General features: G+C 69.8%; 14 protein-coding genes and 2 pseudogenes. 4 read left to right on the top strand and 12 right to left on the bottom strand.

All coding sequences use genetic code 11. The annotated features are described in order from the left end of the window. Positions 1 to 134: 134 nt before the first annotated feature. The 5 genes from ftsH to dacB all read right to left on the bottom strand — a co-directional run bounded on the left by ftsH (position 135) and on the right by dacB (position 7,311). The gene (ftsH, locus tag ACZ3TS_RS27205; protein WP_467622796.1) at positions 135 to 2,159 is read right to left on the bottom strand and encodes an ATP-dependent zinc metalloprotease FtsH; all 2,025 of its coding nucleotides are present in this window, start codon (positions 2,157 to 2,159) and stop codon (positions 135 to 137) included. 221 nt (positions 2,160 to 2,380) lie between these two features. After that, positions 2,381 to 2,941 (bottom strand): hypoxanthine phosphoribosyltransferase, encoded by a 561-nt coding sequence (hpt, locus tag ACZ3TS_RS27200; protein ID WP_467622793.1) that lies wholly within the window; start codon positions 2,939 to 2,941, stop codon positions 2,381 to 2,383. A gap of 227 nt (positions 2,942 to 3,168) precedes the next feature. Further along, a complete protein-coding gene (tilS, locus tag ACZ3TS_RS27195) occupies positions 3,169 to 4,200 on the bottom strand; it encodes a tRNA lysidine(34) synthetase TilS (protein ID WP_467622791.1) in 1,032 nt (343 codons plus the stop codon). A 191-nt stretch (positions 4,201 to 4,391) separates the two neighbouring features. After that, positions 4,392 to 5,516 (bottom strand): zinc-dependent metalloprotease, encoded by a 1,125-nt coding sequence (locus tag ACZ3TS_RS27190; RefSeq protein ID WP_467622788.1) that lies wholly within the window; start codon positions 5,514 to 5,516, stop codon positions 4,392 to 4,394. Positions 5,517 to 5,610: 94 nt separating this feature from the next. Next, positions 5,611 to 7,311 carry a D-alanyl-D-alanine carboxypeptidase/D-alanyl-D-alanine endopeptidase gene (dacB, locus tag ACZ3TS_RS27185; RefSeq protein ID WP_467622786.1) on the bottom strand — a complete coding sequence of 567 codons (1,701 nt, stop codon included), beginning with the start codon at positions 7,309 to 7,311 and terminating at the stop codon, positions 5,611 to 5,613. A gap of 79 nt (positions 7,312 to 7,390) precedes the next feature. On the opposite strand from dacB, the gene ACZ3TS_RS27180 reads away from it, so the two are divergent. Both ACZ3TS_RS27180 and ACZ3TS_RS27175 read left to right on the top strand, forming a co-directional pair. After that, complete coding sequence (locus tag ACZ3TS_RS27180; RefSeq protein WP_234512613.1) at positions 7,391 to 7,882, top strand: inorganic diphosphatase; 492 nt, start codon at positions 7,391 to 7,393, stop codon at positions 7,880 to 7,882. A gap of 101 nt (positions 7,883 to 7,983) precedes the next feature. Then, positions 7,984 to 9,771, top strand: a complete 1,788-nt coding sequence (locus ACZ3TS_RS27175; RefSeq protein WP_467622783.1) for a threonine/serine exporter family protein — start codon at positions 7,984 to 7,986, stop codon at positions 9,769 to 9,771. Between the two features lie 26 nt (positions 9,772 to 9,797). On the opposite strand, the gene ACZ3TS_RS27170 is transcribed toward ACZ3TS_RS27175, so the two are convergent. Next, entirely contained in the window at positions 9,798 to 10,718 is a 921-nt protein-coding gene (locus ACZ3TS_RS27170) for a DedA family protein (RefSeq protein WP_467622781.1), read from the bottom strand. A 290-nt stretch (positions 10,719 to 11,008) separates the two neighbouring features. Beyond that, positions 11,009 to 11,772, bottom strand: a pseudogene (locus ACZ3TS_RS27165) (MerR family transcriptional regulator); the annotation flags it as partial. Positions 11,773 to 11,915: 143 nt separating this feature from the next. Between ACZ3TS_RS27165 and ACZ3TS_RS27160 the strand changes: the two are divergent. Both ACZ3TS_RS27160 and ACZ3TS_RS27155 read left to right on the top strand, forming a co-directional pair. Further along, positions 11,916 to 13,199: pseudogene (locus ACZ3TS_RS27160) on the top strand (ion channel protein). 160 nt (positions 13,200 to 13,359) lie between these two features. Next, positions 13,360 to 14,772: a glutamate decarboxylase gene (locus ACZ3TS_RS27155; RefSeq protein WP_467622778.1), complete on the top strand. Its 1,413-nt coding sequence runs from the start codon at positions 13,360 to 13,362 to the stop codon at positions 14,770 to 14,772. Positions 14,773 to 14,844: 72 nt separating this feature from the next. On the opposite strand, the gene ACZ3TS_RS27150 is transcribed toward ACZ3TS_RS27155, so the two are convergent. The 5 genes from ACZ3TS_RS27150 to ACZ3TS_RS27130 all read right to left on the bottom strand — a co-directional run bounded on the left by ACZ3TS_RS27150 (position 14,845) and on the right by ACZ3TS_RS27130 (position 19,483). Further along, positions 14,845 to 15,573, bottom strand: a complete 729-nt coding sequence (locus ACZ3TS_RS27150) for an ABC transporter permease (RefSeq protein WP_467622939.1) — start codon at positions 15,571 to 15,573, stop codon at positions 14,845 to 14,847. A gap of 77 nt (positions 15,574 to 15,650) precedes the next feature. Beyond that, positions 15,651 to 16,607 carry an ATP-binding cassette domain-containing protein gene (locus ACZ3TS_RS27145; RefSeq protein ID WP_467622775.1) on the bottom strand — a complete coding sequence of 319 codons (957 nt, stop codon included), beginning with the start codon at positions 16,605 to 16,607 and terminating at the stop codon, positions 15,651 to 15,653. 73 nt (positions 16,608 to 16,680) lie between these two features. After that, the gene (locus ACZ3TS_RS27140; RefSeq protein WP_467622772.1) at positions 16,681 to 17,322 is read right to left on the bottom strand and encodes a PadR family transcriptional regulator; all 642 of its coding nucleotides are present in this window, start codon (positions 17,320 to 17,322) and stop codon (positions 16,681 to 16,683) included. 24 nt (positions 17,323 to 17,346) lie between these two features. Next, a complete protein-coding gene (locus ACZ3TS_RS27135; RefSeq protein WP_467622770.1) occupies positions 17,347 to 17,895 on the bottom strand; it encodes a DinB family protein in 549 nt (182 codons plus the stop codon). Between the two features lie 127 nt (positions 17,896 to 18,022). Further along, entirely contained in the window at positions 18,023 to 19,483 is a 1,461-nt protein-coding gene (locus ACZ3TS_RS27130) for an aldehyde dehydrogenase family protein (protein WP_467622767.1), read from the bottom strand. Positions 19,484 to 19,678: the final 195 nt, after the last annotated feature.

Here is a 19,678-nt window from a genome sequence, read left to right as displayed (position 1 = left end):
CGTTCCTGCGCCTGTGACGCGCACCGATCACGCGTCTCATGTGCGGTCCTGTGGAAATGCCGCGCTCCCCAGGCTAGAACCCTGGGGAGCGCGGCAGAAATTCCGGGCCGGTGAGGCCACGGCAGAGCCGTGGTTCAGCTCTCGCGGCGGTCCTCCGCAGCCGGCTCCGTGGGGAGGGACTCCGTCGCGTTGGCGATCGCCGGGGTCGCGCCGTTCGCCCCGTTCGTCAGTGCCAGCTCCTTCGGGGAGAGCACCGGCGGGCGGGTGGACGGCGTGCGGCGCGAGGAACCGGTCCAGGCGGGCCGCGGCGGGCGCTTGACGACCGGGGCGAAGATCTCGGCGATCTCCTCCTTGCCCAGCGTCTCCTTCTCCAGGAGGGCGAGGACGAGGTTGTCGAGGACGTCGCGGTTCTCGACCAGGATCTCCCAGGCTTCGTTGTGGGCGTTCTCGATGAGCTTCTTGACTTCCTCGTCCACCAGCGCGGCGACCTCTTCCGAGTAGTCGCGCTGGTGAGCCATCTCACGTCCGAGGAAAGGCTCGGTGTTGTCGCCGCCGAACTTGATCGCGCCGAGACGCTCGGTCATGCCGTACTGCGTGACCATGGCACGGGCCGTGGTCGTGGCCTTCTCGATGTCGTTCGCGGCACCCGTCGTCGGGTCGTGGAAGACGAGCTCCTCGGCCGCGCGGCCGCCCAGCATGTAGGCCAGCTGGTCCAGCATCTCGTTGCGGGTCGTGGAGTACTTGTCCTCGTCCGGGAGCACCATCGTGTAGCCGAGCGCACGGCCGCGGGACAGGATCGTGATCTTGTGGACCGGATCGGAGTTCGGCGATGCCGCCGCCACCAGGGCGTGGCCGCCCTCGTGGTACGCGGTGATCTTCTTCTCCTTGTCCGACATGATCCGGGTCCGCTTCTGCGGGCCCGCGACCACGCGGTCGATCGCCTCGTCCAGCATCTGGTTGTCGATCAGCTTGCGGTCGCTGCGGGCCGTGAGCAGCGCCGCCTCGTTCAGCACGTTCGACAGGTCGGCGCCGGTGAAGCCGGGGGTGCGACGGGCGACGGCCGACAGGTCGACGTCCGGAGCGACCGGCTTGCCCTTCTGGTGGACCTTGAGGATCTCCAGACGGCCCTGCATGTCCGGGCGGTCGACCGCGATCTGGCGGTCGAAGCGGCCGGGGCGCAGGAGCGCCGGGTCGAGGATGTCGGGGCGGTTCGTGGCGGCGATGAGGATCACGCCGCCCTTCACGTCGAAGCCGTCCATCTCGACGAGCAACTGGTTCAGGGTCTGCTCGCGCTCGTCGTGACCGCCGCCGAGGCCGGCGCCGCGGTGACGGCCGACCGCGTCGATCTCGTCGACGAAGACGATCGCCGGGGCGTTCGCCTTGGCCTGCTCGAACAGGTCACGGACCCGGGAGGCACCGACACCGACGAACATCTCGACGAAGTCGGAACCCGAGATCGAGTAGAAGGGGACACCCGCCTCGCCGGCCACAGCCCGCGCGAGCAGCGTCTTGCCCGTACCGGGAGGCCCGTACAGGAGCACGCCCTTGGGGATCTTGGCGCCCACGGCCTGGAACTTGGCCGGCTCCTGGAGGAACTCCTTGATCTCCTGGAGCTCCTCGACGGCCTCGTCCGCGCCCGCGACGTCCGTGAAGGTCGTCTTCGGGGTGTCCTTGGTGATGAGCTTCGCCTTGGACTTCCCGAAGTTCATGACCCGGGAGCCGCCGCCCTGCATCTGGTTCATCAGGAACAGGAAGACGACCACGATGAGGACGAAGGGCAGCAGGGAGAGCAGGATCCCGACGAAGGGGTTCTGCTTGGACGGCGCGACCGTGTAACCGTCCGGGATCTGCTTGTTCTGGAACTTGTCCTGCAGGGTGTTGGCCAGGGTCACACCCTGGTCGCCGATGTAGCTCGCCTGGATCTTGGAGCTGCCATCGACCTTCTGGCCGTCCTTGAGTGAGACCTTGATGATCTGCTCGTCGCCAGTGGTCAGCTTGGCCGACTGGACCCGGTTGTCATTGATCGCCGCCACGACCTGGCCGGTGTCCACCGTCTTGTAGCCGCCGGATGAGCCGACGACCTGCATCAACACGACCACGGCAAGGACGGCCAGCACGATCCACATGACCGGCCCACGGAAGTATCGCTTCACGTCCATCCATACGGAGCGGTGCCGCCCCGTCCCTCCTGCCATAGTGAGTTTGATAAAGACAGTTCTTCTGACGGTACCCCAGGATTGTTACCCGAAGCCGCAGGGGACCGCTGGTATAGCGTCCACGCATGCTCCAACGGCGACAGACCCGCTGGGGTTCCCGAACGTCCGCAAAGGACTGGGACCTGGGGGTTCGACCGCCCTGGAGAGCGGCCGGACCCAGGAGTTCAGCCGCCGTAGACGTGGGGCGCGAGCGTACCGACGAACGGGAGGTTGCGGTACTTCTCCGCGTAGTCGAGACCGTAGCCCACGACGAACTCGTTCGGGATGTCGAAGCCGACCCACTGGACGTCGATGGCGACCTTCGCGGCCTCGGGCTTGCGCAGCAGCGTGCACACCTTGAGGGAGGCGGGCTCGCGGGAGCCGAGGTTGGAGATCAGCCAGGACAGGGTCAGACCGGAGTCGATGATGTCCTCGACGATCAGGACGTGCTTGCCCTTGATGTCGGTGTCGAGGTCCTTGAGGATCCGTACGACGCCGGAGGACTGGGTGCCCGCACCGTAGGAGGACACGGCCATCCAGTCCATGGTGACCGGGGTGGACAGCGCCCGGGCGAGGTCGGCCATGACCATCACCGCGCCCTTGAGGACGCCGACGATCAGCAGGTCCTTGCCCGCGTACTCCGCGTCGATCTTCGCGGCCAGCTCGGCCAGCTTCGCGTCGATCTCTTCCTTGGTGATGAGTACCTGCTTGAGGTCGGCACCCATGTCTTTCGCGTCCACCCGCATCACTTTCGGTCGTCCCGCACTTGTCGCCCGCTCGCCTCCGGGTGCCGGCGTCGCCGTCGACGGTCGGCCGGGCCCGGATCTCCGCGCCGGGGCAGCAGCTTGGAGCTGCGGCCCGCGCGGCCTGAGCGCGCTCTCCCTTTCGACAGCAGCGCGCCCTTCGACTCGCTCGCGCGGCTGACCGGTCCCTCCCGAAGGGGTGACCGGGCGCCTCCGCGGGGGGCGTGTTTTCAGCCTTGCCGAATCACCAGTCTGCCACCCTGCCGCTGGGCGACCACTTTGCCCGGGAGATTGATGGCACCCTGGCCGCGCCAGCCGGTGATCAGACGGTCGACTTCCTCGATGTGACGGGCGAAGAGGGAGCCGGCCGGGGCGCCGGCCTCGATGGCGGCACGGCGCAGGATCCGGCGGCGCACGGCGGGAGGCAACGCGTACAGCTTGGCGCACTCCAGGAGGCCGGAGGCGTCGCGTACGGAGGCCTCGACCTGCCTGGCCCAGGCGTCGAGGGCGTCGGCGTCGTCACGGGAGAGCTGCGCCGTGCGGGCCAGGGCTTCGACGACGCCCTTGCCGAGCGCCTTCTCGAGGGCGGGCAGGCCTTCGTGGCGGAGGCGGGAGCGCGTGTACGCGGGGTCGGTGTTGTGCGGGTCGTCCCAGACGGGCAGTGCCTGGGCCATGCAGGCATTGCGGGCGGTCTGCCGGTCGATGTGGAGGAAGGGGCGACGGTAACGGCCACCGGCCCCCGAGACCGCGGCCATTCCGGACAGGGAGCGGATGCCGGAGCCGCGGGCGAGGCCGAGCAGGACGGTTTCGGCCTGGTCGTCGCGGGTGTGTCCGAGGAGGATCGCGGCGGCGCCGTGGCGTTCGGCGGCGGCGTCCAGGGCGGCGTAGCGAGCGTCGCGAGCGGCCGCTTCGGGGCCGCCGTCGCGGCCGACGCTCACGGCGATCGATTCGACCGGGGCCAGGCCGAGTTCGCGCAGGCGCAGGACGACTTCTTCCGCGCGCAGGGCGGAGCCGGTCTGCAGACCGTGGTCGACGGTGATGCCACCGGCGCGGATGCCGAGCTTGGGGGCCTCGAAGGCGAGGGCGGAGGCGAGCGCCACGGAGTCGGCGCCACCCGAGCACGCCACGAGCACGAGCGGCGCGAACGGGGGCTCGTGGGGCGTCTGATCTTCGGTGTGCGCTGTGCTCTGCTCGGTGAGGATGTCGTGGAGGACGCGGCGAACCGCCAGGCGTATCGCCGCGACCGCAGGATGGGGACCCATGTCCGGTTCCCTTCTGATGTTTTCGGGGGGTGAGCCCGAAGTCGGTCACTCAGAGTGTGTAGATGGTGACAGAAACGGGCGGTTCCCCGAGCATCGCACGCCTACCCATGCCTCACGGTCCCTCGGACGGGTGATTGGCGAGGCGTTCGCCTGCCGACGGCCGGATTCGTTTCACTACGCTCGCGCGAGGCTCACGACTCCGCCTTGCGGTGCACCCGCGCGACCCAGTCCGCCGGTTTGGCGATCTCCGCCTTGGTCGGGAGGGTGTTCGGGGAGGTCCACACACGATTGAAGCCGTCCATGCCGACCTGCTCCACGACCGACCGCACGAACCGCTCACCGTCGCGGTACTGCCTGAGTTTGGCGTCCAGGCCCAGCAGTTTGCGCAGGGCCAGGTCGAGACGGGAGGCGCCCCTGGCGCGGCGCTGCTGGAACTTCTCGCGGATCTCCGCGACCGACGGGACGACGTCCGGACCGACACCGTCCATCACGAAGTCGGCATGGCCTTCCAGAAGGGACATCACCGCGGTCAGCCGGCCGAGGATCTCCCGCTGGGCGGGCGTCTGCACGAGTTCCACGAAGGAGTGTCCGTCGTCGCCCTCCTCCCCCTCCGGGCGTCCGCCGGCGAGCGACTGGGCCGCCTCCCTGATGCGCTCCAGGACCGTCATGGGGTCGATCTCGGTCTGCTCCAGGAAAGACTGGATCTCACCCTCGAGGTGATCGCGCAGCCAGGGCACCGCGGTGAACTGCGTGCGGTGCGTCTCCTCATGCAGGCAGACCCAGAGGCGGAAGTCGTGGGGGCGCACGTCCAGTTCGCGCTCCACGTGCACGATGTTCGGAGCGACCAGCAGGAGGCGGCCACCGCCGTTCTCCCCGGCGGGCAGTTCTCGCGTGGCAGGGGCGAAGGTCTCGTACTGGCCGAGCACCCGGGAGGAGAGGAACGACAGGAGCATGCCCAGTTCCACGCCGGTGACCTTGCCGCCGACGGCCCCGAGGACGGCTCCGCCGGGGGTGCTCCCGCGCCGCTCCTGCATCTTGTCGAGAAGGGGTTTGAGGATCTCCCGGAACCCGGCGACGTTCGCCCGGACCCAGCCGGGACGGTCGACGACCAGGACAGGGGTGTCGTATACGCCCTCTTCACCCATACGAGTAAAGCCCCGGACATGTTCCTCCGAGGCCTTCGCGTGCCTGCGCAGCTCCGCGACGACGGCCCGGGCCTCGTCGCGGCTCACCTCGGGGCCCGGCCGCACGAGCCGGGTCGCGGTCGCCACCGCGAGATTCCAGTCGACCATCTCGGCACCACCGATGCTCGTCATGTGTCAACCGTACGTGCTCGTGCGCGAGGGCGGTGAGGGGTACGGCACCGGCGTGAGCCCCGATACGGGGCCCGTGATGCCGCTGGTGCCGCTGTTACCGGCAGCCGCACCCCGCCAGTGCGGCCGCCGCGCGGTCGAGCGCCCCTCTGGCCGCCGTCTGGTCCATCGAGCCGTCCGTCAGGAACGCGAACGCCAGCAGGCGGCCGTCTGCGTCGACCACCGTCCCGGCGAGTGTGTTGACGCCGGTCAGGGAGCCCGTCTTGGCGCGTACGACGCCGACACCGGAGCGTTCGGCGGCGTCCTCGTAGCGGTCGCTGAGAGTGCCCGTGAAACCGGCGACCGGCAGGCCCGTCAGAGCCGGGCGGAGTTCGGGGTGGGACGGGGAGCCGGCGGTCGCCAGCAGGTCCGTCAGCAGCTCCGCCGTGAGTTTGTCGTCGCGATTGAGTCCACTGCCGTCGTGGAACCGGGCGCCGCCGAGTGGAAGTCCTAGCTTCCTGAGCTGGGTGGCGATCGCGGCAGCGCCCCCCTCGAAGCTCGGCTGCCCGCCGGTGGCGAGGGCGGTCTGGCGGGCGAGCGCCTCGGCGATGTCGTTGTCGCTGTTGGTGAGCATCCGCTCGACCACGGCGGACAGCGGCGGCGACTGGACCGAGGCCACGGTCTGCGCACGGGACGTGGCCTTCGCCTGGGAGGCGCCGGGGGCCGAGGTCTTGATGCCGCGGTCGCGCAGCAGGTCGCCGAACGTCCGGGCCGCATCCCCCGCGGGGTCCGTACTGCGCCGTGCCGGCCCACTGGTGGAGTCGTCCGTGCGGCCCTCGTCGGCCATCAGGCCGGTGACCGGCGCGAGATTGCCGTTCTCCCCGATGGGGTGCAGCGCCGCACCCGTGAACAGGGAGGCGTCGTAGGAGAGGGTCACCGAGGCCACGTGGCGCTTCTTCAGCGCGGCGGCGGTCTCGTCGGCGAGGGTGCGCAGGCTCGCCCACCCTTCCCCAGGCTCTCGGCCTCGCTCGAGCTGGGAGGTACCCCCGGCCTTCTCGCGGGCGGTCAGGGTCGGGTCGCCACCGCCGACGAGCACCAGCTTGTCCGTGCCGGGCTCCAGCACGGCGCGCGTGGTCAGGCGGTGGTCGGGGCCGGCCGCGGAGAGCACGGCGACGGCCGTGGCGATCTTCGTGGTGGAGGCGGGGGTCAGCGCGTCGTCCGCGCCCTTGCCGTACAGGCGTTCGCCGGTGGCCACGTCGACGACGGCGGCGGTGCGCCGGGTGCCGAGAGAGCCGTCGCCCAGGAGCCTGTCGAGGACGGCGGTCACGTTCGGCACGAACGGCGCCGACTTGGTGGTGTTCCCGGCGCCGACCAGGCCGGCCAGCACGGCCCCGGCGCTCGGCGCGGGCGCGGGTGCCTCGGCCGCCGTACCGGAATCACGTCCGTGATCTGCACCACCCTCGCGGCCCCACGCTGCGGCCCGTTCGCGCTCGGCCGTACGCTGACCCGAGGAGTCCCAGGGACCGGCGGCGGTCGCGGTCGCGGCCGCGAGTGCCAGGCCCACGGTGGCGGCGACAGCCGCCAACTGCGGGGTCGTGAGCCCTCCGGAGCGCGGGCGCACGGCGCGCGCGACCCGCGCGACGTGCGGTTTCACCACCCCGGTGAGCCGTGTCACACGCGGTCTCACGGCCTCGGTGATCCGCCGCGCACGGGGTTTCACAGCCTGGGCCACGCGCGCGAGGCGCGGCTTCACGCCCCGTGCCACCCGCACGAGACGTGGTCGCACGGCCCGCCAAGCCCTCAGCTCCGGCACGACCACCAGCCCCTTTCGCGATCACACGCCTGCGTGAGGGACACTTAACCACCAGAACTATGTGCTGATCATGGAGGAGCCACCGGTGGAGTTCGACGTCACGATCGAGATCCCGAAGGGTTCGCGGAACAAGTACGAGGTGGACCACGAGACCGGTCGTATCCGCCTGGACCGTCGACTCTTCACCTCGACCAGCTACCCGGCCGACTACGGCTTCGTCGAGAACACCCTCGGCGAGGACGGCGACCCGCTGGACGCCCTGGTCATCCTGGAGGAGCCGACCTTCCCCGGCTGCCTCATCAAGTGCCGCGCCATCGGCATGTTCCGCATGACGGACGAGGCCGGCGGCGACGACAAGCTGCTGTGCGTGCCGGCGTCCGACCCGCGTGTGGAGCACCTGCGGGACATCCACCACGTCTCCGAGTTCGACCGCCTGGAGATCCAGCACTTCTTCGAGGTCTACAAGGACCTGGAGCCCGGCAAGTCCGTCGAGGGTGCCAACTGGGTGGGTCGCTCGGACGCGGAGGCCGAGATCGAGCGTTCCTACAAGCGGTTCAAGGAGCACGGCGGTCACTGACCCCTGTCGTCCTGCGGGCCGCGTGACCCTCACGGGGTGACGCGGCCCGTTCGCGTACCGGTGCGCATACTGAGGCGTACGGAGGTACGCAGGGGAAGCACGTGAACGAAAGGCGAGGGCGGGAGCTGGTGGCGGAGCCGGACGCGGAGGACCGCAAACCGCGGTCGGACGAGGCGAGGAGTGCGTTCGCGACCGAGGGACGCGGCGGGAGTGATGCCGCCACGACGTCCGAGTTCGCGGTTCCCGAGGGCCTCCGTGTGCCGCCGGGGATCGGTACCGACTCGTCCACTACGTCGGAGTTCGCCGTCCCCGAAGGTCTTGATGTGCCGTCGGCGGGAAGTGCCGAGTCCGAGACGACGTCCGAGTTCGCCCTCCCGGAGGGCCTGGAGATCCCGCAACCGTCCTCCGGCGAGACGGAGGGGTCGGCGTTCAGCCCGCCGAGCACCTACAGCGCCGGACAGGCACCGCTCGCGTTCACACCGCCCTCCGGGGTACCCACGGTCCAGCTGACGAAGGAGGCGCCCTGGCAGGACCGGATGCGCACGATGCTGCGCATGCCGGTGGCCGAGCGGCCCGCGCTGGAGCCCCTGCCGAAGACGGGTGAGTCGGGCCCCGCCGTGCCGCGCGTGCTCGACCTGACCCTCCGCATCGGCGAACTGCTGCTCGCGGGCGGCGAGGGTGCCGAGGATGTGGAGGCGGCGATGTTCGCGGTCTGCCGGTCCTACGGCCTGGACCGCTGCGAGCCGAACGTCACCTTCACGCTGCTGTCGATCTCGTATCAGCCGTCCCTGGTGGACGATCCGGTGACGGCGTCCCGGACCGTACGCCGCCGCGCCACCGACTACACGCGCCTGGCGGCCGTCTTCCGGCTCGTGGCCGACCTCAGCGACCCGGAGACGACGACCTCCCTGGAGGAGGCCTACCGGCGGCTCGCCGAGATCCGCCGCAACCGGCACCCCTACTCCGGCTGGGTGCTGACCGGGGCGAGCGGGCTGCTCGCCGGCGCGGCCTCCGTACTCGTCGGCGGCGATCTGATCGTGTTCGTCGCGGCCGCACTGGGCGCGATGCTCGGCGACCGACTGGCCTGGCTGTGCGTCGGGCGCGGGCTGCCGGAGTTCTACCAGTTCACGGTGGCCGCGATGCCCCCGGCCGCGATCGGCGTCGCGCTCACGGTCGCCCACGTGGACGTGAAGGCGTCCGCGGTGATCACCGGTGGGCTGTTCGCGCTGCTGCCCGGGCGGGCCCTGGTGGCAGGCGTGCAGGACGGGCTGACCGGTTTCTACATCACCGCCGCCGCGCGTCTGCTGGAGGTCATGTACTTCTTCGTGGGCATCGTCATCGGCGTCCTGGTGGTGCTGTACTTCGGCGTGAAGCTGGGCGCCCAGCTGAACCCGGACGCGGCGCTGAACCTCTCCGAACGGCCGGTCGTGCAGATCGCCGCGTCCATGCTCCTGTCCCTGACCTTCGCCGTGCTGCTCCAGCAGGAACGCTCCACCGTGCTGTGGGTGACCCTCAACGGGGGCGTCGCCTGGAGCGTGTACGGCGCGATGCACTACCCGGGCGGCCTCTCGCCGGTCGCCTCCACTGCCGTCGCCGCAGGTCTGGTGGGCCTGTTCGGGCAGCTGCTGTCGCGCTACCGGTTCGCGTCCGCGCTGCCGTACACGACGGCCGCGATCGGGCCGCTGCTGCCCGGTTCCTCGACGTACTTCGGGTTGCTGTCGATCGCCCAGAACAACGTCGACAAGGGCCTGGTGTCGCTGGCCAAGGCCGCCTCGCTCGCCATGGCCATCGCGATCGGTGTGAACCTGGGGTCGGAGATCTTCCGGCTGTTCCTGCGGGTGGGCTCCGCCAGGGGGCGGCGGGCGGCCAAGCGGACCCGAGGCTTCTGAGCGCCGGCGCCTGCGCGCCCGGCAGCTCAGTTCTGCGGGTAGCCGTTCTGCGAGTAGCCCTGGTCGTAGGGGTACTGCTGCGGCTGCTGGTAGCCCTGGGGGTACTGCTGGGGGTAGGGCTGGTCCTGGCCGTAGTTCTGCCCATAGCCCTGGTTCGGGTCGTACGGCTGCTGGCTTTGCGGATGGGCCTGGCCCTGGTTGCCGTACGCCGGGTTCTGACCCCGGTACGTCTGCTGGTCCTGGTAGGTCGGCGCCACGCGTCGCAGCTGCGTCGTCGCGTCGTCCATGGCCGGCTGCTGCTGGGCCGGAGCCTGCTGCGGGTTCTTCCTGGCCTTGGCGCGCGCCCGCAGGAACTCGATGATGATCGGGATCACCGAGACGAAGACGATCAGGATCAGGATCGCCTCGATGTTCTTGTTGACGAAGGCGATGTTGCCGAGCCAGGAGCCCAGCAGGGTGACGCCCGCGCCCCACAGGACACCGCCGATGACGTTGAAGGTCACGAACGAGCGGTACTTCATGCCGCTGACGCCGGCGATGATCGGCGTGAAGGTGCGCACGACGGGCACGAAGCGGGCCAGGACCAGGGACTTCGGGCCGTACTTCTCGAAGAACTCGTGGGCCTTGGCGACGTTTTCCTGCTTGAAGAGGCGGGAGTCCGGGCGGTTGAAGAGCGACGGTCCGACCTTCTTGCCGAACATGTAGCCCGCCTGGTCGCCCAGGATCGCGGCGACGCAGATCAGTGCGATGGCACCCCACAGGGGGAAGTGCAGCTGGTTCGACGTGATCAGCAGGCCGCACGTGAACAGCAGTGAGTCACCCGGCAGGAAGAAGCCGATGAGCAGGCCCGACTCGGCGAAGACGACGAGGAGCAGGCCCCAGATTCCGAAGGTGTCCAACAGGTGGTTCGGATCCATCCAGCTCGGTCCGAGGGCAAGCATCGTCACGGTTCCGGGCTCCTGATGGGTGAGGGGAGTGCGGCGTCCTGCGGGCGGCCGACACGACAGTGGCCGGACAAAGCTATCAACGCACGGTGTGCCCACCAGGTTCCACCGGTGTCTTCGGGATGCACTGTGCGGGAACTGGGCCGAAGCTGTGGGCGCTGGGCATCGAGGACCACGGCGACGGTCGGCGGCCGCAGGCGGAGTGCTGGTCGTGACGACGAACGACGTGGCCGGCCACCCTGTCGAGCAGGGCATGGACGAGGTCTTCGGCCTCTGGCAGCCCGAGGAATTGCCCGTGCCGCGTTGGCCAGGGTCGCCGCGCGGAGGTAGGCCGCTAGGCCCGGCTTGATCTGCTCGTAGGCGGCGGCGAACCGCTCGTCCGCGACGTACATCTCGCCGAGACCCGTGTGGATCTCGTAGCCGCAGTCGTAGAAGTTCCGGCTGATCTGCTGCCGGTGCTGCTCGGCCAGTTCCATCGCCGACTCCGAGTCGGGGGCGACCCCGGCGTCCATCAGGGCGACGAAGGCGTTGGTGTTCCCGGTGCCCTCGGCTTTGATGCGCAGCCAGTCCTCCTTCGTGTAGGCGGACGTCCTGCGCCGGGACTGCCGGTAGGGCTCGGTGTCGCCCCAGCGGCGCCGGGATTCCTCGTCGTACTGCTCCGGGTCGTACTCCCCGAAGACCTCGAACCTCTCCTCGGGCGTGAGGTTGATGCCCGTCTTCCGTGCCTCCATGGCGTGCTCCACGGCCGCCGCCATCTTCTGCAACTTCTCGATCCGGGCGGTCAGTAGTTCGTACTGGCGGCGCAGATGCGCGCGCGGGTCCGCGTCCGGGTCGTCGAGCAGGACGGCGACCTCGTCGAGTGGGAAGCCGAGTTCTCGGTGGAACAGGATCCGCAGAACAGGATCCGCTGCAGCCGGTCGAGGTCCGTGTCGCCGTAGCGCCGGTGACCGGCGTGGGTGCGCTCGCTGGGTACGAGCAGGCCGATCTCGTCGTAGTGGTGCAGCGTGCGCACGGTCACACCGGCGAAACCGGCCACTTGGCCCACCGAGTAGCTCACTTCCGCTCCCTTCTGGGTACGCGCTTCAGGCTGGAGCCTCACGTCGCGTGAGGTGCAAGCGCCATTCCGCCGGGTGCCGCGGCACGAGCCCGCACCAGCACATTTGATGCTTCATGCCGGATTCGCTCCTTTATGGTGAGCCCGTGGCCCATGACACCGCGCCGCAGGCAGCCACCACTCCGGCGACCCCCGCGCGGGGTCTGCTGCCGCTGGTCCTGCCGGCACTCGTCGTCGGCGTGGGAGCCAGTCTGCTCTTCCTGGGGGTGAGCGGGCTCGCCGAACGGCTCCAGCACGTCCTGTGGCGGGACCTGCCCGACGCACTGGGCGTCGGTCGCTGTTCCGTGTTCTGGACGCTCGTCATGCTCACCATGACGGGCGCCCTGGTCGGTCTGCTCGTCTGGAAGGCACCGGGGCGCGCGGGTCCCGACGCGGCGACCGTGGGGCTGGCCGTGACGGGCCCCACTGCCGTCCGCTGTCGTGCCGGGCCTGCTGGTGGCGGCCATGCTGATGCTGGCCGGCGGTCCCAGCCTGGGCCCGGAGAACCCGGTCATCGTGTCCAGCGCCGCGCTGGCGTTCTGGCTGGGCCGCAGGATCGCGCCTCGGCTGCCGGGCGGCGTGTGGCTCGCACTGGCCGAGGCTGCGACGATCGGCGCGCTGTTCGGGACGCCGGTCGCTGCGGCGCTGGTGCTTTCCGAGGCGCTGGCCGGGCGGCCGGTCCCGGGCCGGCTGTGGGACAACGTGTTCGGACCGCTGATCGCTGCCGCCGCGGGCTCGCTGACCACCACACTGGTGGCCCGGCCGACGTTCGACCTGGGCCTTCCGCCCTACGGCCGCCCCGGCTGGGGCGGCCTGCTGAGCGTGCTCGTGGTCGCCTCCGCGGGCGCGCTGCTCGGGATGACAGCGGTGTACGCCTTCCCGCACGTCCACGGAGCGTTCAGGCGTCTGCGGCACCCGATGGTGGCACTTCCGGTCGGCGGACTGATCCTGGGGCTCCGGGGCGCCCTCGGCGGCCGTCTCACGCTGTTCAAGGGGCTGGACGAGGTGGCGGAACTGGCGCGGAATCCGGACGGCTGGTCGGCGGGGCAGTTCGCGACGATCGGCCGCGGTGAAGCCGGCGGCCATGCTGGTGGCGGGGTCCTGCGGGTTCCGCGGCGGGCGGATCTTCCCGTCCGTGTTCATCGGCGCCGCGCTCGGGCTGTGCGCGCACGCCCTCGTCCCCGCCGTGCATCCGGCGCCCGGGGTCGCCGCGGGGGTGCTGGACATGCTGCTCGCGGTGACCCGGCAGGGCTAGCCTGTTCACGGCCGCGGTGCTGGCGCCCTTCCCGTCGATCCTTGCCCTGCTGTGCATCGCGTCCCTCCCGGCCTGGATCCTGGTCACGGGCCGCCCCCAGATGCAACTGCGGGCGGACGGAACCCCGGTCCGGTGAACCGTGGAGCCCGTCCGGTCCGATGTACCGGTGAGGGGCGTGTCCATGGGGCGGCCGGACGCGGGGAACCATGGATCAACGAGCTTCATGAACCAGCAGGACATCCGGATCCGATGAACCAGTAGACGCGCGCCACCGACGCGATGGGAGACCTGACACCATGCCGCTCCACACCGGCCCGGGGAAGCCCGACGAGCGCCCCATGTCGATGAACCCCTTCTTCGGGGAGGCGAATCCGGTCACCGAGATGACCGAGGCGCCGCCCAGGCACTGCCTGCCCTCGGGACCGATGCTGCCCTCGGTCGCCTATCAACTCGTCCACGACGAACTGATGCTGGACGGCAACTCACGGCTGAACCTCGCCACCTTCGTCACGACGTGGATGGAGGACCAGGCCGACCGGCTGATGTCCGAGTGCCGCGACAAGAACATGATCGACAAGGACGAGTACCCGCGCACCGCCGAGTTGGAGCGCCGCTGCGTGGCCATGCTCGCCAATCTGTGGAACGCGCCGGATCCGGAGTCCGCCGTGGGCTGTTCGACGACCGGCTCGAGCGAGGCGTGCATGCTCGCCGGGATGGCGCTGAAGCGACGCTGGGCCCGCCGCAACGCGGACCGCTACCCGTCCCGGGACGCCCGTCCGAACCTCGTCATGGGGGTGAACGTACAGGTCTGCTGGGAGAAGTTCTGCAACTTCTGGGAGGTCGAGCCTCGCCAGGTGCCCATGGAGGGCGACCGGTACCACCTCGACCCGCAGGCGGCCGCCGATCTCTGCGACGAGAACACGATCGGGGTCGTGGGCATCCTCGGGTCCACCTTCGACGGGTCGTACGAACCGATCGCCGAGCTGTGCGCGGCCCTGGACGACCTCCAGGCGCGCACGGGCCTGGACATCCCCGTGCACGTGGACGGCGCGTCCGGGGCGATGATCGCACCCTTCCTCGACGAGGATCTGGTGTGGGACTTCCGGCTGCCTCGGGTCGCGTCGATCAACACCTCCGGTCACAAGTACGGGCTGGTCTACCCGGGTGTGGGCTGGGCGCTGTGGCGCGACAAGGAGGCGCTCCCCGAGGAACTCGTCTTCCGGGTCAACTACCTGGGCGGCGACATGCCGACCTTCGCACTCAACTTCTCCCGGCCCGGAGCCCAGGTCGTCGCGCAGTACTACACGTTCCTGCGGCTCGGCCAGGACGGCTTCCGAGCGGTCCAGCAGACCACACGGGACGTGGCGCAGGGCCTCGCCGAGCGGGTGGAGGCGCTGGGCGACTTCGAACTCCTCACCCGGGGCAACGAGTTGCCTGTCTTGGCCTTCACCACCGCACCGCACGTAAAGGCGTTCGACGTCTTCGACGTCTCCCGGCGCCTGCGTGAGTTCGGCTGGCTGGTCCCCGCTTACACCTTCCCCGCCAACCGCGAGGACCTGTCCGTCCTGCGGATCGTGTGCCGCAACGGCTTCTCCACGGACCTCGCCGATCTGTTCCTGGAGGATCTCAGCCGCCTGCTGCCCGGGCTGCGACGGCAGCCGCACCCGCTGACCCGCGACAAGCACAAGTCCACGAGCTTCCATCACTGAGGGCCGGAACGGCCGCCCGCGCCGGCAGCGAGGACGGCCGTCGGGGCCACGGGACAAGGACACCAGGCGCGGCTACCGGCTCAGGCGCCCGAACCTCCGTACCGCCAGTGGGAAGAAGACGGCCAGCAGTGCCAGCGGCCAGACAACGGCGGACCAGACATGCCCGGATTCGCCGCCTGGGCCGCCGAACAGGTCGCGCACGGCCGTCGCCGTCTGGGACATCGGGTTCCACTGGACCACCGTGCCCAGCCAGCCGGGCATGGAGTCGGGGGTGGCGAAGGCGTTGGAGAGGAAGCCGACCGGCCAGACCAGGATCTGCACGGCCTGCACCAGCTCCGGCTTCCCGGCCACCAGCGCCAGGTGGATGCCGATCCACAGCATCGCGAAACGGAACAACAGCAGGAGGCCGATGGCACCGAAGAAAGCAGCGATCCCCCCGTGCGCACGCCAGCCGAGCGCGAGCCCGACGCCGGTGAGGGCAGCCAGGCCGAGCGCGGACTGGAGCATGTCCGCGGCCGAACGTCCCACCAGAACGGCTCCGTTGACCATAGGCATCGCGCGGAAGCGGTCGATCACGCCCTTGTCGAGGTCCTGGGTGACGGCCAGCATCGTGCCCTCCAGGCCGAAGGCCATGGTGAGCGCGAGCATGCCGGGGACGAGGTAGTCGATGTAGTCACTCGTGACGCCGCGGCCACCGCCGACCAGATAGCCGAACATCAGCAGCAGCATCACGGGGAAGACCAGGGCGACGAGCACCTGGACCGGCTGCCGGGCCCAGTGGGCGAGTTCGCGGCGGGTCATGGTCCCGCAGTCGGCGAGAAGGTGCGATACCGGCGCTGCCGTGGGGCGGACCGGTCCCGGGGTGGCGCAGGTCGTGCTCACGCGGCCTCCTTCACGCGGTGGTCCTCTCCGGTGAGGTGCAGGAACACCTCGTCCAGGGTGGGGCGGCGCACGGCGATGTCCTCCGCCTCGATTCCGGACACCTCCAGGGCTCGTACGACTCCGGAGAGCGCCGCCATGCGATCGGTGACCGGGGCGCTGAGCAGGCGGCGGTCCGCGTCCACCGAGACCTCGTCCTTGGGGACGGGCAACAGGGCAAGGACCGCGCCCAGTTGGCCGGCGTCGCGCAGGACCACGTCGATGCGGTCGCCCCCCGTGCGCGCCTTGAGTTCGCCGGCCGTACCGTCGGCGATCACACGGCCGTGGTCGACCACCGAGATGCGGTCGCAGAGCTGGTCGGCCTCCTCCAGGTACTGGGTGGTGAGCAGGACCGTCGTTCCGCCGCCGACCAGCGAGCGGACCGCCGTCCAGACCTCGGCCCGGCCCCGCGGGTCGAGGCCGGTCGTCGGCTCGTCGAGGAACAGCACCTCGGGTTCGGTGATCAGGGACGCGGCGAGGTCCAGGCGGCGCCGCATGCCCCCGCTGTACCGCTTGACCGCTTTGCGTCCGGTGTCCTCGAGCCCGAAGCGCCCGAGGAGTTCGTCGGCGCGCAGGCGTGCCCGGCGGGCGCCCAGGTGGTGGAGACGGGCGAACATCTCCAGGTTCTGACGGCCGCCGAGCTCCTCGTCGAGGGCCGCGTGCTGGCCGAGCAGGCCGATGCGGAACCGGACCTCCCGGGCGTCGGTCATCACGTCGTGCCCGGCCACCTCGACGCGACCGCCGTCCGGCCGCAGCAGGGTGGACAGGATCCGGACCAGGGTCGTCTTGCCCGCTCCGTTCGGGCCGAGCACCCCGTGCACCGTGCCGCGCGCGACCAGCAGGTCGAGCCCGTCCAGTGCCGGTCTGCCGCCGTACTTCTTCCGTACTCCTTCGACGCTGATCGTCGTGTCGGCCACCGGCCACTCCTTCGCTAGTCAAACTTGACTACGCACCTAAAGTAGCGCCGCTACACCCACTGGTCAAACTTGATTAGCGGTTGTCCTCCGGATGCCGCTCCCCCGTCGCGTACGGGTTCTCCTCACCCTCGGCCAGGACGCCGACGAACGGTTCGCCCTCGCCGGCGAAGGTGTACGCCCCGCCCTCGATCCGTGCGAGGAGCCCCCGGGTCCATGCCGCGTCGGAGTCGGCCGTGTGGACCCAGAGGTTCATGATCTCGCCGATGTGGCCGAGCTGCTCCGGGCCGCCCTCGGGGATGTAGTGCTCGGTGACGGCGGCCCGCCACTCCTCGATCCGCCGGATCCGCTCCTTCAGCAGATCCACCGCCTCATCCCGCCGCAGGTCGACGATGAAGCCGATGGCCGCCGACTGGATGTCCATCTTCTGGTCGTACGAGACCAGCGATTCGCGCAGGAGGCGCAGGAACTCCCCGGTGCCCTGGTCCGTGATCTCGTACTCGGTGCGGGGCGGCCCACCGGCCGTCGACGGGGCGACCTCGTGTGCGTGCAGCAGTCCCTGCTTCGCCATCTGCTTCAGGGCGTGGTAGACCGAGCCCGGCTTGGCGTTGGACCACTCGTGCGCGCCCCAGTACTCCAGGTCGTTGCGCACCTGGTAGCCATGGGCCCGCCCGTGCTGGCGGACGGCGCCCAGCACGAGGAGACGGATCGCTGACATGTGTTCAGAGTAGGCCGCCCGAGGTCAGCCCCAGGACGTGCCCTGCTCCATGGCCACCAGCTCGAAGGCCGTCTTCCCGTCCAGCGACTCCCGGATGATGTCCGCGTGCCCCGCATGCCGGGCGGTCTCGCGGATCAGATGGAGCAGCAGCCAGCGCATCGAGACCCGCTCGTCCGGCGGGAACCACGGTTCGTTCGGCAATGGGAACGTGTCGTCGAGGCTCGGCACCGAGCGGATGAACGCCTCGGTCTCGTCCGCGACCTTCTGCCAGTACGCGAGCTGCGACTCGACCGTCTCGTCGCCCATGAGCCGGAAGCACTCGTGCCAGTTCGATTCGTCGCGCCTGACCGCCGGCGGCTCCTGCTCGGCCCGGGCGATCCAGCCCTGCTCGACCTCGGCGACGTGCTTGAGCAGCCCGGACAGGGACAGCTCGCTGGCGCTGGGCCTGCTCGCGGCCTGCTCCTCCGTCAGACCGAGCAGGGCCCGGCGGATGCCGCGGCGCTGCTCCTCCAGGAAGGACAGCAGTGCTCCACGCTCGTCGCCCTGCGCCTCCGCACGCACATGAGTGACCATGACCGGCCGCCTTTCGTCGGTTCCAGCGGGTTCGTCCCCTGCCTGACACCGACGACGCTACGGGCCCTTGCGGTCAGCTTCTGTCCGCAAGGGCCCGTGGGAGCGAGGAAACGCACTGCGGGAGAAATCAGAACGGGAAGCCGCTCCGCCCGTGCTGCACCGAGATCCACTTGAGCGTGGTGAAGGACTCCAGGGTCGTCTCGCCGTTCAGTCGGCCGATGCCCGAGTGCTTCTCGCCGCCGAAGGGGACGAGCGGCTCATCGTGGACGGTGCCGTCGTTCACATGGAACATGCCCGTGTCGATCTGCTTGGCGAAGTTCACGCCGCGCTCGATGTCGCCGGTGTGGACGGCGCCGCTGAGGCCGTACGGGGTGTCGTTGACGATGCGCACGGCCTCCTCCTCGCCGTCGAACGGGATGAGGAAGGCGACCGGTCCGAAGATCTCCTGCTGGAGGAGGGCCGAGTCGGCGGGGACGTCCGTCAGGACGGAGGGCTCGACGAGATTGTCGGTGGTCGTGCCGTGCACCAGCGCCGTCGCCCCCTCGGCAATTGCCTGCTCGACGGCGCCCGAGACGGCCTCCGCCTGCGAAGAGTTGATCACCGGGCCGATGACGGTCCCCGGGTCGCGCGGGTCGCCGACCTTGAGGGACTTCACCTTGGCGACGAACTTCTCCGTGAATTCCGTCTGCAGCGAGCGGTCCACCAGGACGCGGTTGGCGGCCATGCAGACCTGGCCCTGGTGCACGTACCGGCTGAAGACGGCCGCGTCGACGGCGTAGTCGACGTCCGCGTCGTCCAGGACCACGATCGCGCTGTTGCCGCCCAGTTCGAGGACGGAGCGCTTGAAGAGCGAGGCGCAGGCGGTGGCGATGTGCCGGCCGACCTTGTCGGAGCCGGTGAAGGAGATGACCTTCGGAATCGGGTGCTCGAGGAACGCGTCGCCTATCTCGGCTATGTCCGTGATGACGACGTTCAGCAGACCGCCCGGGAGCCCCGCGTCCTCGAAGATCCTGGCGACCAGGGAACCGCCGACGATCGGCGTGTTCTGGTGCGGCTTGAGGACGACGCCGTTGCCGAGCGCGAGCGCGGGGGCGACGGACTTGATCGACAGCAGGAACGGGAAGTTGAAGGGGCTGATCACGCCCACGACGCCGACCGGCACGCGGTAGAGGCGGTTCTCCTTGCCGTCGATCGGCGACGGGAGGATCTTGCCCTCGGGGCGCAGCGCGAGCTGGATCGACTCGCGCAGGAACTCCTTGGCGAGGTGCAGCTCGAAGGCGGCCTTCAGACGCGTGCCGCCGAGCTCGGCGATGATCGCGTCGGTGATCTCGGCCTCGCGGTCCTCTATGAGCCTGAGGGCCTTCTCGAACACCACGCGACGGGCGTACGGGTTGGTCGCGGCCCACTCCTTCTGGGCGGCCGCCGCGGCCTTGTACGCCTCGTCGACCTCGTCGACCGTGGCTATCGTGATGGCGGCCAGCTTCTCGCCGTCGTACGGGTTGAAGTCGATGATGTCCCAGGAGCCTGTGCCCGGGCGCCACTCACCGCCGATGTACTGCTGAGCCAGATCGGTGAAGTAGGACGACATGTGATCCCTCAATCCCTCGCAGCCGAAGCAGGACACCGGTTCGCACGCCCGTGATCACGTCACGGTCTGATCACGCGTCATCGTACTGGTGTCTAAAGGGCAAGGCCATGAAGTTATGGGTCTGGGTGTAGTTGCAAGTGGGGTCTGATCTGGGAGGACGCCGGACGTGAGAAGCGGAGCCCCGGTAGAACTGAC

Source organism: Streptomyces sp. NPDC022910 (genome assembly GCF_055561075.1).
The sequence above is the reverse complement of the archived record's forward strand: the minus strand, read 5'-3'. Positions and strand labels throughout refer to the sequence as shown.

Bases quoted from the DNA above. Each gene is read 5' to 3' on its own strand.
- ftsH (WP_467622796.1), bottom strand. From the start codon at position 2,159: ATGGACGTGAAGCGATACTTCCGTGGGCCGGTCATGTGGATCGTGCTG.
- hpt (WP_467622793.1), bottom strand. From the start codon at position 2,941: ATGCGGGTGGACGCGAAAGACATGGGTGCCGACCTCAAGCAGGTACTC.
- tilS (WP_467622791.1), bottom strand. From the start codon at position 4,200: ATGGGTCCCCATCCTGCGGTCGCGGCGATACGCCTGGCGGTTCGCCGC.
- ACZ3TS_RS27190 (WP_467622788.1), bottom strand. From the start codon at position 5,516: ATGACGAGCATCGGTGGTGCCGAGATGGTCGACTGGAATCTCGCGGTG.
- ACZ3TS_RS27155 (WP_467622778.1), top strand. From the start codon at position 13,360: ATGCCGCTCCACACCGGCCCGGGGAAGCCCGACGAGCGCCCCATGTCG.
- ACZ3TS_RS27150 (WP_467622939.1), bottom strand. From the start codon at position 15,573: ATGACCCGCCGCGAACTCGCCCACTGGGCCCGGCAGCCGGTCCAGGTG.
- ACZ3TS_RS27140 (WP_467622772.1), bottom strand. From the start codon at position 17,322: ATGTCAGCGATCCGTCTCCTCGTGCTGGGCGCCGTCCGCCAGCACGGG.
- ACZ3TS_RS27135 (WP_467622770.1), bottom strand. From the start codon at position 17,895: ATGGTCACTCATGTGCGTGCGGAGGCGCAGGGCGACGAGCGTGGAGCA.
- ACZ3TS_RS27130 (WP_467622767.1), bottom strand. From the start codon at position 19,483: ATGTCGTCCTACTTCACCGATCTGGCTCAGCAGTACATCGGCGGTGAG.